11 protein-coding genes are annotated in these 13967 nt (G+C 47.4%); 4 read left to right on the top strand and 7 right to left on the bottom strand.

Features of this window, described 5'->3' with window-relative positions; translation table 11 throughout:
• Window position 1 precedes the first annotated feature (1 nt).
• Together Q1A23_RS05780 and pfkA are read right to left on the bottom strand one after the other, a co-directional pair.
• Window positions 2-4942 carry a translocation/assembly module TamB domain-containing protein gene (locus Q1A23_RS05780; protein ID WP_299820819.1) on the bottom strand — a complete coding sequence of 1647 codons (4941 nt, stop codon included), beginning with the start codon at window positions 4940-4942 and terminating at the stop codon, window positions 2-4.
• 374 nt (window positions 4943-5316) lie between these two features.
• Entirely contained in the window at window positions 5317-6288 is a 972-nt protein-coding gene (gene pfkA / locus Q1A23_RS05775; protein ID WP_299820816.1) for a 6-phosphofructokinase, read from the bottom strand.
• A gap of 300 nt (window positions 6289-6588) precedes the next feature.
• Between pfkA and Q1A23_RS05770 the strand changes: the two genes are divergently transcribed.
• The gene (locus tag Q1A23_RS05770) at window positions 6589-7017 is read left to right on the top strand and encodes a TerB family tellurite resistance protein (RefSeq protein ID WP_299820813.1); all 429 of its coding nucleotides are present in this window, start codon (window positions 6589-6591) and stop codon (window positions 7015-7017) included.
• Window positions 7018-7020: 3 nt separating this feature from the next.
• Entirely contained in the window at window positions 7021-7362 is a 342-nt protein-coding gene (locus tag Q1A23_RS05765; RefSeq protein ID WP_299820810.1) for a hypothetical protein, read from the top strand.
• A 7-nt stretch (window positions 7363-7369) separates the two neighbouring features.
• On the opposite strand, the gene Q1A23_RS05760 is transcribed toward Q1A23_RS05765, so the two are convergent.
• From Q1A23_RS05760 to Q1A23_RS05745, 4 genes are all read right to left on the bottom strand, one after another.
• Complete coding sequence (locus Q1A23_RS05760) at window positions 7370-7999, bottom strand: hypothetical protein (protein WP_299820807.1); 630 nt, start codon at window positions 7997-7999, stop codon at window positions 7370-7372.
• A gap of 45 nt (window positions 8000-8044) precedes the next feature.
• Window positions 8045-9802, bottom strand: a complete 1758-nt coding sequence (locus tag Q1A23_RS05755) for an SLC13 family permease (protein WP_299820804.1) — start codon at window positions 9800-9802, stop codon at window positions 8045-8047.
• Window positions 9803-9948: 146 nt separating this feature from the next.
• Window positions 9949-11145 (bottom strand): aspartate aminotransferase family protein, encoded by a 1197-nt coding sequence (locus Q1A23_RS05750; protein WP_299821211.1) that lies wholly within the window; start codon window positions 11143-11145, stop codon window positions 9949-9951.
• 42 nt (window positions 11146-11187) lie between these two features.
• Window positions 11188-11997 (bottom strand): glucose 1-dehydrogenase, encoded by an 810-nt coding sequence (locus Q1A23_RS05745; RefSeq protein WP_299820801.1) that lies wholly within the window; start codon window positions 11995-11997, stop codon window positions 11188-11190.
• An 83-nt stretch (window positions 11998-12080) separates the two neighbouring features.
• Between Q1A23_RS05745 and Q1A23_RS05740 the strand changes: the two genes are divergently transcribed.
• Window positions 12081-12647, top strand: a complete 567-nt coding sequence (locus Q1A23_RS05740; protein ID WP_299820799.1) for a sugar O-acetyltransferase — start codon at window positions 12081-12083, stop codon at window positions 12645-12647.
• Between the two features lie 153 nt (window positions 12648-12800).
• Here the strand turns inward: Q1A23_RS05740 and Q1A23_RS05735 are convergent, their stop codons facing one another.
• Window positions 12801-13547, bottom strand: coding sequence for a diphthine--ammonia ligase (locus Q1A23_RS05735; protein WP_299820796.1), 747 nt, complete (start codon window positions 13545-13547; stop codon window positions 12801-12803).
• Between the two features lie 182 nt (window positions 13548-13729).
• Between Q1A23_RS05735 and Q1A23_RS05730 the strand changes: the two genes are divergently transcribed.
• On the top strand, window positions 13730-13918 hold the full coding sequence (locus Q1A23_RS05730) for a hypothetical protein (protein WP_363322029.1): 189 nt from the start codon (window positions 13730-13732) through the stop codon (window positions 13916-13918).
• The last annotated feature ends 49 nt before the right edge of the window (window positions 13919-13967 follow it).

The raw sequence follows: 13967 nt of genomic DNA, 5'->3' as shown, positions 1-13967 counted from the left end.
TTTATTTTGTACCTTCTTCTTCAAGTTCTGCTTCTACCTCTTTTTTCTCTTCACGTATTTTTTTTGCAGCCTCCAGCCTGCGTTGCTCCTCGCGTCTGCGGCGGGATTCCAGATCACGGAAAAGGTCGGAGAAGCTGTTGTACTCGCGCACGAAAATAAGTGCCAGGCCAGTAGCCCTAACATCACCACCCTCAATTACGCCTTCGTACTGCGTACGCTGGAAACCCCGCACACGCAGCCTGCCATCCTCAGTTAATGAATACTCCACGGATAAATCGCCGCCAAACCCGCTCATAGACTGGTTTGTCTGGCTGCCACCTTCCAGGCCGATATCAGTACCCACACGTACCGTAAGCCTGTCGTTTAGGAACTGCTGGCGCATAGCTACGTTCAGGTCTGTGCGGCCCTGTGCTGAGCCGGAAGAGTAATCTTGGTAAGAGTCTACGCCCAACTCAAGACCTAAGCCGCCGGCATAGCGGTTGGTAAGCTGGTTTAACTGGTCCGTCATTACCTGGCCTAAGCTGTTGCGTGCCGTAGATTCAAAGCCGCCTCCGGAGCTGGTAAAAGGATCGGGGGCCATAAAGCGATTGAGAACCAGCAGCGAGAATACCTGCTTATTCATCTCCGATTCATCCTGGCGCAGGTTACCGAGACTGGTAAGTACCAAATCCGGTACGCTGCCCCTGTTTTCTTCCGGCATCTGTATATCAAAGCTGATCTCCGGTGTCAGCATTTCGCCGCGCACGTAAACGTATACCTCAAAGGGTACTTGGTTTCTAAAGGCAGGATCACTTTCGGCGTAGCCACCGGCCTGTGAGGCTACCAACTCTTTCGGAGCCGTTTCTACGTTGTAAATGGCAGTAATATCCATGTTCGCCAGCAGCGGGTCACCGGTCCAGTTTATGTAGCTGCCTTCGGCAATGTCCAGCTCGCGGGAGGCCAGGTCGTAAAAATCCATGCTGTACTTGCCTTCGGTTACTGTAAACCTCCCCGACATATTTATTTCGCCACTTGGGCGCATACCTATGAACAGCGGATCCGCGGAGCCACGCACAGCAAGGTTATCGCCAGTAGTTGGATCTATGATAATTGTGATGAGCGTTTCATCTGTTACGATTAGTTCGGCTTCCACGTCAGCGCCTACAAAGCCCGTTACCTCTGTTGTATCTTCTTGTTTGCTGCGTATGATGCTGGTCATTTGCGGGTTCAGGTTCACGAACTCTACTATACCTTCCCGCTCTGCGGCGCCTACTTCATCGGCAGGTATTACGGTAGTAAAATCGGAGCCTTCAAGTACGCGTGCATTTACCCTTACCACAGGCTGCATCATATTTCCCCTGATAGTGGCATCCGCGCCTACGTACACGGTGCCGTAGAACAGGCTGTTGTTTTGGGCAGTAGAATTAAGCGCCAGGAAACGCTCTGTATTTACATCCAGGGTAAAATCATAGTCAAGATAATCTTGCGTAAGTATGTTGCCATTGATAACCATATCGTTTCCTATGGAGTCGGTTATGGTAAAGTTTGGGAAGTTGATGCCTGCCTCATTAAATACAAGGCGTTCGTCCTGTAGCGTAAACAAAGAACCCAGCATGGTAAGGTTAAACTGCGCCTCATTAAAGTTAAGCTGGCCAAGTATGTTCGGGTCTTCCAGGGTGCCTGTGATACGCAAATCCCCATTTGCCCTGCCCCCTAAATCATCAACCAACCCTTCGGTAAACCCTTGGAATGAAGCCATGTTCAGGCTAGCTATATTAGCGTTCAGGTTGAGCAGCGTAGCGTTGGGTTGCGCTTCCATAAAGCCATTGATCTTAACCTGGTTGTTGTTCCCTGTTAAGCCTGCTGTTATATCGTAGCGGTTACCTCCTGCGCTGTTGGCCTGTAAAACAATGTTACCGATAGGTACCCGCTGAAACACCAAGTCAGATAAGGTTAAGTCAGATGTAAACGATAGATTGCCTGCAAGTATGTTTTGTAATGTTGCCTCACCGTCTAATGTTCCGTTTATCAAACTGTCCTGCTTCTGAAAAGCCTGCACCAGGTAGCCTATGTCCACATTGTCAAAATCTACTTGAAGCGGAGCGTCTGGTGCTACAGGGCCTGTACTATTAAGCCCAATGGCCATGTTGTTGCGCTCTAGCCTGATGTTGTTTGCATAAAGCAGGTTGGTGCCAAACTGGAGGTAATTATCTTGTGGTACAGTCCAGGTGTCGCCGTTTATAACCAGTTGCTCCGGGTTAAAGGCAAAGCGATAGCCACGGCCTATACTTGATAGCGCACCTCCCAATACAAACCTGCCCCTGGCGCTGTCTTCGGCAACAGCAAGCCTTACAAGCAGTTCATCGTCTTGGGCGGCACCTGCCAATGTTACATTGCGCACACTTAGCGACGGAGAGATCATGCTGCTTAAAGCCAGTTCATAACCTAACTGGTTGCGGTCGCCTCGCATCTGCAGGTCCAGGTTGTTTAAAGTATAGTCGGTATACACTATTTTATTAATGGTGCCGTCTAATGCCAGTTGCTGCGTATTGCCGTTATACGAAGCAGTTATGGGTTCTCCGGTTTGTATTTGTGTCAGGCCTGGTACAAAAGAAGTTATCAGGGCAGTTTTCTTCAGGTTAATGGCTGCTGTAAAATCTCCCAGGTTCAGGTTGGCTGGGTAAGGCGGGTCAGGTTGCAGATCAAAGTAGTTTGAGAAATGCTTTTGTAAGGCTGTAGGCAAGGTAGCCAGCGAGTTCTCAAACTTCATATCCGCATCCACCATATCCGACTGCAAGGTAATAGCTGCTGTTTCACCTGTCTGATTTAGCGTCATCACCAGCGAATCGATAGGGTGGGAGCGTTGGTTGTGCTGTACGACTACCTGGTTACCTGTAAGTTTTCCGCTGATTGTGTTGGCATCAGCCCCGGTAAACTGCCCGGTTAGCTGCCCTTGAATGGCTAGTGGCTCAGGGTATAAATTAAGCGCCTGCAGGTCTGCATTATCCAGGTCCAGGTCAAAATTGTAAGCCGGCTTTTCTGCATTCCTGAGGTTAAAGTCGCCAATCAGGTTGAAGTCTAAGTTTTTATCCTGTGCGGTTGCTTTTACGGCATAAAGGTTTCTGTTGATGTTGGCGTTAAGTGCAATGTTGTTATACGTATAATTGTTATAGTCAAACCGCTGGATAGTGCCCTGCACATTAGCCTGCATCGTTTCAGGAGTCAGGCCTTTTCCATTTGCTTTCATGTTTAGCGCTACTTTGCCGAGGCCCAGGCTATCGGTAAACAGTTGGTTCAGGTCTAAGCCCCCGGAGCGCACCGTTGCAGTAAAGGTTTCGTTTGCGCCCATATCTACATCTATATCGGCGTTACCAATAGTTGTCCTGATGTCTGCTTTGGCATCAAATGCAGTCATGCTGCCGGTAAAGTTGCCTGTCAGGTTCATTTGGTTCGGAAGCCGTACGTTGGAAGGCAGCGTGCCGGCAGGCAGCAAGGCCTGCACGTCGGTACGGGTGGTGGTAAAGCGCCTGATGTCAGCATCCAGGTATAAATTGTCAGGGTCCATGGTATTGCGGATGCGGCCGCTCACATCAATGTTGGTCCCGCTCAAGCCCTGTAACTCTAAATTGTTTATCTGCAGATTGTTTACCGGGCCATTTGCCTGTGCATTTACACGGATAGTAGCGTTCGCTATACTTCTAAAAGAAGGATTCTGGGCCAGATCCGGGGCAAAGTATAAAGCATCCCTCATACCAATGTAGCTGTTGCGCAGGTCCACATCCAGGTTTATACTTCCCGGGTTCTCAGCCATGGCATCTAAAGACGGGTACTGCATGGCCAGTTGGTTTTGCAGGTGGCTGTTTGGTGTTTTAATGTCCAGGCCGGTTATACTTGTGCGGGTAGTGTCGAAGATGATATTTGCCTGCAGGTTCTCTAGCGTAAAGCCGCTTTTCTCTTTTACCTGCAGTTGGTTTACCTTTGCCTCTGTTCTGTTCAGGCTGTAGGCTATATCCTCCGCGTCCAGCAGCAGGTTGCTGAAGTATAGGTGGTTGTAGTCCATGCCGCGCGGTTGCTGCGGTGTGTTAAAATTATCAAACTTCACATCCAGCCCACTCACATCCAGCTTGCCAAGAGCAAGCACCCAGTTCATTGGCTGTGCGTTGGCTTCTTCTACTGATTTATCGAGTTTTTCAGCGGTCCTTTCCGGGTTTACAGCCAACGAGTCGGAAGGCTTATACTTCTCCTGCACGTAAAGCACCTGCGTGTTGTGCAGATCAAAACTTTTAAGGTCGATGCGTGCACCCTTAATGTCGATGTTATCCGAAACTACCTCTGATTTGCCTAAGTTTAACTCTATTCGTTGCTCAGCTATGCGGTTCTGAAACTTTACTTTTATGTTTTCGAGTGTCACTCGGTTAAGGCCAAAGTCCATCTCTAGCGGCTCCGACTCCTCGGAAGGGGGCGGAATTTTGGTTTGCTCGAAATTAACCCAGGTATTGCGCAGTTCCACTTCATCCACGAGGTAGCGCTGTGCATCCAGGTCCAGCTCCTCCATGGTGGTGGTTAACTCGCCTACCCTGCCTTTTATGTAGTTACCGCCTGCATCATCATTAAACACAATGTATACTTTGTTCAGGTTGATAATACCGAGGTTTATGGCCATGGCAGCACTTGTGTCGGCGGGTTGCGCTACGGTGGTATCGGTGGCAAAAGCCTCCATTATAAAGTCGTAGTTGGTGGTGCTGTCTTCCCGGATGTGCAGTTTTAGGGTAGCATTGTCCAGGTCAACTTTACTGATGTTCACTTCACCGCTAAGAAGGGAGAAGATACGCATATCCACGCCAAGCCGCTCCGAGTACCAGAGCGTGTCCTGCTGCTGGTCTTCCACGTACACATCTTTCAGCACAAGGCTGTTGCGCCAGTCTGTGGTAAAGCGGCCAATTGCTACTTTGGTATTTAGCATTCCCGATAGGTAGCTGGCACCTTTTTGTGCAGCAAAGTTTTGCACCCCCGGTATCTGGAGTGCTATAACAATAAGTATAACAAGAGCCAGTACAATGGCTAAAAACCAAAGTATAACTTTTCCTATTGTGAGTCCGATATGTTTTGCAGAAGCGATACTTAATTCAATTTTGAGTGTGTTCTGCTTTTACGGAAAAGTATGAATATGGATAGACTCAGAGCATTTAATTAAAAATTTATGCGCTGGTAATTTGGCAAAACGTGCAAGAGCAGATAAAAAGGTGTGCAAAAGCAAAGGCTGTGCATCCATGCACAGCCTTTGCTTTTTAGTCTACATTATATGTAGCTTTTACTATGTACGCGGATAAAGTATAGCTATGCCGATAGTATGTTCACCATCTTTATATAATGCGGATTTATGACTTTCTGCTTTGTGATGGTGTCGATAAAGGGGGTATAAACAAGCTGTGAGTTTATGATGCCGGCCATTTCACTTTTTCTGCCTTCCAGCAGGCCATCAACGCAGGCAATGCCTAATTGGCTGGCCAGCAACCTGTCTGCAGCAGTAGGGGCCCCGCCTCGCTGCACGTGGCCAAGTATCGTCACGCGGGCATCCATGTAGGGCAGCATTTTCTGTACCTGGGCAGCTATTTCTGTTGCGTTTCCTTCTTCGTCTCCTTCGGCTACAATAACGATAAAAGACGTTTTAGAACGGTCCCAGCCTGTGCGCAGGGTATCTACAACAGACTGTATACTTGTTTCTGTTTCCGGGATCATCACAATCTCGGCGCCTCCGCCGATGGCACAAGGTATGGCTATGTAACCCGAGTCGCGACCCATTACCTCGATAAAGAAAACACGGTCGTGGCTGTCAGCGGTGTCTCTTATTTTATCAATGGCATCCAGGGCTGTATTTACAGCGGTATCGTAACCAATGGTATAGTCTGTGCCATAAAGGTCGTTATCAATAGTGCCGGGTGCACCGATGATAGGGATGCCAAACTCCTCGCAAAATATGTTGGCACCGGTAAATGTACCGTCGCCGCCAATAGCTACAAGGCCGTCAATCCCATGCTTCTGCAATTGTTCGAAAGCTTCGCGTCTTCCCTCTTTTGTGGCAAACTCTTTACTTCTGGCAGATCGGAGAATTGTGCCGCCTTTCTGAATGATATTACTCACAGAGTTAGATTCCAACCTGATAATTTCACCTTTGATCATGCCGCGGTAGCCGCGTGTGATGCCGTAAACCTCTAAACCTTTGTTTATTGCAGTACGCACTACTGCACGTATGCAGGCATTCATGCCGGGTGAGTCGCCGCCGGAAGTAAAAACTCCTATTTTTTTCATGTTTAATCTCTTTACAACTTTATAGCTCTTATTGTGTTGAAAATCAAATGTATACTTGATTATTTAGAGGAGCTATAAGCTACTATGTTACTTTTGTTAAGCATACCCTTTACGGATGCGCCGCCATAAAATTAAAAAAAGCTGTTAAACAGTGTCTCTAAAAATATAGAAAACCGTATGTACTACAGGTAGTAAACAAACCGTAAGCCTATGGCTGTGTTATAGGCCATACTTACGCGATCCTGCTACACCTGCAAGATGCATTAATTACAAAATATATACTTATAAAAGAGGCAAAGTATGTTTGGTTTTTTTGAAAGCGAAGAGACAAAGAAGTTAAAGAGCCATATCGCTAACCTTAGTGCTTTAGCCAAAATTGACGGCCATGTAGACCCCAACGAGGTAAATTTTATCATATCGATTGGGAAAAAACATGGCATGAAGGCCGATGAAGTACGTCATCTTATATCGGGTGCCGAGAAAAGAGAACCGCAAATGCCCACTAACGACTCGGAACGGTTTGACCAGATTTACGACCTCGTGGAGATGATGTTGGCAGATGGCATCGTAGATGAGAGCGAGATGGAGTTTTGCATAAACATGGCGGCACGTCTGGGTTTCAAAAAATCAGTTGTTGGGGTTTTAGTCCGAAAAATATCTGTGGGGGTAAAAGATGGGTTTTCGCGCGAGCACATTAAACGCGAAGCACAGGCTTTCCTAAACTACTAGTATATGGGTAAACTCAAACCAAACGCTACTGCACTTATAACGGTGTATATTTGCCTGCTTTTGCTGCTGGCCTCGAATTTGTTGCTTAACAGCGTATCTCTTACAAACTTTACAAGTGCAGGCCTCCTGCCGCTCAGCTTTTTAATACGCTTTAGTATTTTCTGGTTTATAAGCTTTGTGCTGGCGCTACTGTTTTTTGTAATGCACATCCGCTTGCACAACTGCTCTTTTTCTGATGCGGAGATTGCGCAGTCGGCCAGGGTGGGCACTTTTACTTTTATTACGGGTGTATGCATGGCTACAGCATCAGGGATACTTTTTTATACATTAAGCTTAGACCTTTAGCAGCTTTTTAATCCTTAAGGGAGTTATAGGCCCTAAACCCATTTTTCGCATATACATAGGTTGTCACATCGCCTGACAAAGCAACCGAAACTGCCTCGCGCTCCAATTCCGTTTTTTCTCCGCTAGCTGGGTCTAGCATCGTATGGCCGGGTTCTGCCAAGTATAAATGATAGGTGCTTTTAAGAGTGCCGCGGTCGTTAAATAATATGTCTCTCTTTAATTCGTGTAGTGCCCAGTTGCCATCGCCGGTATCTGTTACAGCTACTATAAGCAGGTTCTTGTCGTGTTGTAGCTGTAGGGCATAGTCCTGCCGGTTATCGTCTGTAAAATTGCCTCTAACTAATAACGGGCCTTGCTCGTTACCTTCGGCCCTGCTACTGACATCGCCTGTAAGTGTTGGCTGCTTATTGCCGGGGTATTTCTGAGACAACAGCCGTAATACAGCTGGAGGCAAAGGCAGGGTGGGTGTTATTTCGTTTTCATCTGTGTTAACTGCATCCAGGCGGGTGTTTGCCACAGAATCCAGCGCATCGGCAGGTTCGCCTACTTCTACGTGTTCATCTTTTACTTCGTCGTTTTTAGGAGAGCACGATAAGCCAAAAGCAAGTATAAAAAAGTAAATAAAAGCGTTTTTCATGATACAGGCTGTTTCTTAAATTTTACTTACTTAGGGCAGCAGCAGTTACATTGGCCAGAATACAGGTACCAGCAATACAATTACCAGCACAAGTAATAAGGTAAGAGGAGTTCCTACTTTTATAAAGTCCCAGAAACGGTATTTGCCTGGGCTGTACACAAGTATGCAGGCCGGCTCGAAGGGTGTAACCATAGATACAGAGGCAGCAAGCATGATGGCAATGGCGAACGCCCTTGGGTCGGCGCCCAGCTCAATTGCCGCACGCAGCGCCACAGGCACAATTACCAGCGCCGCCGCCGCATTAGACATAGGTTGGGTAAGCACCACCGTAAGCACCACAAAGCCCGCCAGCACAGCTGTTTTGCCTAACGGCCCCATCAGGTTAACGATGCCCTCTGCCAGGAAATCGGCCGCACCGGAGTTCTCCATCGCACTACCAAAAGCTGTCATACCGCCGATTAATATCAACAGTCGCCAGTCTATGGATGCGTAAGCTTTGTCTGTGCTGATGCATCTGAAAAGTATAGTAAGTATGGCCGCCAGTAAAAAGGCAATGGACAGGGGCAGTAGTTTGGTGGTGCCGGCGGCAATGGCAAGTATAAAGCAGGCAATGGCAATAATACCCTTACGCTTTCTGAAAAGTACAGGCTCAAAGGCATCCAGTAAAGCCACATTGTTTGACTGCCGTAATTGGTCCAGACGCTCAGCAGCCCCCTGCACCAGCAGCAGGTCCCCGAGTTGCAGGCGTATGCTCCCTATTTTGGAACGAAGGGTTTCGCCATGCCTGGATATAGCCAGTACTACCAGGCCGTAGCGCCGCGTAAACTCAACTTCTTTTATCGTTTTCCCGATCAGGTTAGACTGCCGCACTACAAGTAACTCAGCCAGCCGGATATCTTCAGTTACAAGGTCCTTGGAAAGTATGGCATCCGCCATAATCTGTATTCCCTTGGTTTCCTTCACCTTCATCAGGTTATCCAGATCACCCTCTACTAAAAGTATGTCATTTGCCTGGATGCGGGTTCGGAAATCGGGCAGGAAGTTGTCCTTGTCACGGATAATGTTGAGCATCCGGAAATTAAGCGTGGTCAGGTCTGATGCAAACACCAGCTGCCCGACAAGCGGTGAGTCTGGCAAGACTATGATCTCGGTCAGGTATTTCTGTAGTTTATACTCCTCCGCTAGTTGCTGGTCGTCGTGGTTTGGCAGCATACGCTGGCCAATGGTAAGCATGTACACGATACCCACTACAAAAATAATGAGACCGATACCTGATATCTCAAAAAGACCGATTGGGGCCAGGCCGGTTTTGGCAATATAACCACTTACAGCCACATTGGTGGAGGTGCCGATGAGGGTGCAGGTGCCACCAAGTATGGCCGCAAAGGCAAGTGGCATCAATATTTTAGAGGCGCTACGGTTAATGCGTTTCGAAAGCCCGACAAGTGGCGTTACAAACATGGCTGTAACGGTGGTGTTGTTCATAAACGCTGATACGATACCTGTTACAAGCATCACCACCAGCATCATCACATTGTTGCTTTGCCGGGCAAGGTTGGCGAGCCGCACAACAGCAAAATCCAGGATACCGGTTTCCTGGAGGGCAGCACTAAGTATAAATATAGAAGCGATAATGATGATGAAGTCGCTGCTGAACCCGGCAAAAGCCTCTTCCGGGGAGATAATGCGTACACTAGCGAGAATTATGAGCATGATAAGGGTCACAATCTCGATAGAAAGGTATTCGGTTGCAAACAAAATGATAGCTACAACCAAGAGACTTAGCACAAGCGCTATTTCCATAAAAGCCGTTAGGGGTATGCCATACCTCGGGGTAGAAGTATAGTTTCGGCTTTTACGTGCTATATCGGATTTGAGTTAAAGAGAAATGAACTCCACGGTTAAAGGGTTAAGAAGCCAGGTAAAACCGCCTGGCTTCTTAAAGCTGTTTAGGCTATTTCTTTTTCCACGTCATCAATGGCCTTAAGTACAATACCGCAGGCTTCGCGTATTTGCTCTTCTGTTATGGTAAGTGGCGGGGCAATACGCATGGAGTTATCGCAGAACAGGAACCAGTCAGTAAGTACGCCATAAAGTATAGCTTTGTCTATTACAGCCTTCAGCACCTCAAAAGACTCAAATTCAGCAGCCATCATCAAACCGCAGTTCCGGATCTCTTTAATGCGTGGGTGCACCAGCAACTGTTTAAACAACTGTGCCTTTTGGGCAACGCCTGCCAGTAAGTTTTCTTCTTGTATGGTCTGCAAGGTTGCAAGTGAGGCTGCGCAGCTAACCGGGTGGCCTCCAAAAGTGGTGCAATGCCCTAGTATAGGATCTGTTTTAAAGGCAGCCATAATTTCTTGTGGCGCGATAAAAGCTCCAATTGGCATACCGCCGCCCATGCCTTTGGCGCAAAGCAGTATATCTGGCTCTATGCCAAACTGCTCGAAAGCCCAGAACGTGCCGGTGCGGCCAAAGCCGCATTGTATCTCGTCTAATATCAAAAGTGCCCCAACCTCTGTGCAACGCTGGCGCAGGTGCTTCAGGTAATCGTTTTCTGGTGTTCGCAAACCTGCCTCGCCCTGTACTGTCTCTACTATAACAGCCGCTGTGCGTATGGTAATATCCTGTAAATCGGGTATGTTGTTGTAGTGGATGTGGCGCACGTCGGGCAGCAAGGGCCTGAATGCGTTTTTAAAGCTTTCGCTCCCGTTTACAGACAAAGCCCCTTGCGTAGACCCGTGGTAGGCGTTACGACAGGAGATAAGTTCGGTGCGGCCAGTATAGCGCTTAGCCAATTTTAGAGCACCCTCTACTGCCTCCGTGCCTGAGTTCAGCAAGTATACATTGTTAAGGTGGGAGGGAAGCGTGCTTGTAAGGGCCTCTGCCAGTTTAGCCTGTGGTGCCTGTACAAATTCCCCATACACCATCAGGTGCATGTACTTATCCAGTTGGTCGTGTATGGCCTTTAGAACGCGTGGGTGCCGGTGCCCCACATTGCTCACGCCAATGCCCGAAATCAGGTCGATGTAACGCTGCCCCTCTGTGCCATACATATACACACCTTCGGCTCTTTCAATCTCAATCATCAACGGAAAATCGGATGTCTGCGCCTGGTGCTTTAAAAATAATTGCCTCATCGAAATCATGCTGCAAAGGTAGGCAATAATGGGCAAACAGACTTATACTTATCGCATTGATGCAGACATGCCACCATCCACGATCATGGTGTGGCCGGTAATGTAGGAGGCCGCATCAGAGCATAGCCAAAGTATGGCATTGGCAGCTTCGGAGGGGTCGCCTATTCTTTTCTGAGGGATAAAGTTAAGATACATTTGCTTTACCTCCTCCTGCTTCTGAAGGTCGTCTTCGCCTTGCATCTTAAACATATCTTGCAGCATGGGCGTGTCATGTGCACCGGGTGCCAGTACATTTACTCTTATCTGCTGCGTAGCCAGCTCCTGTGCCGATGCTTTGGTTAATGCAATCACGCCTGCTTTGGCTGCAGCGTAAAGTGCGCCTCCTGGTGCGCCACCCAGGCCATTTATACTTGCCACATTTACAATAGCACCACCAGCAGGGTTTTGCTCCAGCATCATCCGGATCTCTTGTTGCATGCATAGCCATACTCCGCGCAGGTTGGCTGCCATGGCCTGCTCAAAGTCTGCAAGTTCAAACTCGTGAAGTGGCTTGCCTATTCCTGTTTCGTCGGCTGCATTGTTTACGGCAATATCTAATTTGCCAAACTGCTGCTTTATCTCCTGAAATAGATTTAATATACTTTCTGGTTGGCTGTTGTCGGTAGGTATAAATTGGGGCTTTACAGGTACGTTTCCTATCAGGTTTAAGGCTGAGTCTGCTTTTTGCTGCTGCCTGCCGGTTAAGACAATAGTGGTGCCTGCTTCCGCAAAAAGTTTGGCCGTGGCTAAGCCTATGCCTGATGTGCCACCAGTTACCAACACAACTTTTCCTGCGAAATCATACTTCACATTGCTCATAGGTTTATGGCTTTAAGTAATTTATTTCAACTCTTTAGTAATATGAAAGTAAGTTAAAGGTGTTTTACGCACTATTGGTTATCATGAAAACAGAAAAAGAGAAAATGCTTGCCGGTGAGCTTTACAACCCCCTGGATGAGCAACTAGTAGAGGATAGGCTACGGACCAGGCTATCGATTAAGGAGCTGAACGATAGCAGAGAAGATCAGGTGGAGGAGAGGCACCGCATCTTGAAAGAATTACTGCCTAATGCCAGCGATGGTTTGTGGCTTCAGCCTCCTTTTTACTGCGACTACGGCTATAATATGCTGATCGGCGAAAAAGTGTTTTTTAATTTTAACTGCGTGGTGCTGGATGTGGCGCAGGTTACCATAGGCAGCAGAACGTTATTTGGGCCAAACGTGCAGCTTTACACAGCCACTCACCCCATGGATCATAAAGAAAGAGCTTCAGGAGTGGAATATGCTAAACCAATTACTATCGGTGAAGATGTTTGGATAGGGGGAAGCGTTGTAATTTGCCCGGGTGTAAGTATAGGCAACCGCAGCGTGATTGGTGCAGGAAGTGTGGTTACAAAGGATATTCCAGCGGATGTGTTTGCCGCCGGCAATCCCTGTAAAATAATCAGAGCGTTGGGGCAGCAGGAGTAGCAGCTGCAATGTGCTTTACCGGGCTTTGCAGTTTAAACCATACAAGTGTAAAGGAAGAGGAACTTGTTCTAACCCTACAGCTAACGAATAAGGGAACTAGCGCAAAGTATAAAATACTCAAGACGAGTTTATTATATAATGTATCGCCTCTTTTTAGATGGTAGTTGAGGTATAGTTGGGAGGCAACAAGTCGCAGAACCAAAAGCTGGTATCATAGCTTGGTTTAGCTTCTGTTTTAAAGCATGCATCAGCAGCAGTAGCAGGCACTCCGTAAGTTTTAAGCACTTTTTCTCCTAATGTATACTTTACAGGGTTTCTAAAGATAGGGCCATCAAAAACAAATGTATGGTATTCGCCATTCTCTCCGGCAGGGTCTACTGTAGCAGGCAGGTCGTCTATGAAATCGTGATCAAGTATACGGCCCACAAAAGACTCGTTTAAAACGCGTGCATTCGCACTAACAACCACCGCCTTAAAACCGAGGTCTATAAATTCGCGCACAAGCATTTTTGTAGGCTTGCCCCAAAGCGGAAAAACAGCTTGCATATTTACCTGTGCCAATTGCTGCTCACGGTATAGCCGTAGGTCTTCCAGGTTGATATCGCCAAAAATGGCATGTGTGAATTCCTGATTTTGTAAAGGCAGCAGCGCATTTTTCATGGTGTTGTCATAAGCAGCCATCGAAGCGTCTTCAGGCAGCAGGATTTTTTGCAATGGTAGCCCTATACTTGTAGCCTGTTGCTCCAGCAACTCCTGCCGCACACCGTGCATTGTTACGCGTTTGGTAACGCTGCTAAGTGTTGTAAGCAGCAACTCAACGTCATACTGCTTTTGCTGTAAGGTATGGTAAAGGCACAAGGCAGCATCTTTGCCGCCACTCCAGTTAAAAAAGCTTTTCATGTTTGCGCTTTGAGGTATGGCAAATGTAGGCACAAAGTATAAACAGCCAAATAAGTATGATGTTATACTTGGTAGAGTGATGTTCTATGCTTTATACAACCATTACGTGTGGCTAAGCCGTAAAATGAAGTAGCGCAGCAGCAAAAGGCGCTGTGATGTATAACTTAGAAAAGGAGGTAAAAATGCCACAGGGCGATAAATCTGCCTACACAGATAAGCAGAAAAGAAAAGCAGAACATATAGAAGAAGGCTACGAAAAGCGCGGCATAAGCCACAAAGAAGCTGAGAAAAGAGCCTGGGCAACCGTTAATAAGCAAGATGGCGGTGGCAAAAAAAGCGGCTCTGGCAGAGCCAACCACAAAAGTGATTAAGCAGCGTTAACTATTCAAAACAAAATCGGCCAGGTATGCAACATGCCTG

Source organism: uncultured Pontibacter sp. (genome assembly GCF_947492645.1).
GTDB lineage: Bacteria > Bacteroidota > Bacteroidia > Cytophagales > Hymenobacteraceae > Pontibacter.
The sequence above is the reverse complement of the archived record's forward strand: the minus strand, read 5'-3'. Positions and strand labels throughout refer to the sequence as shown.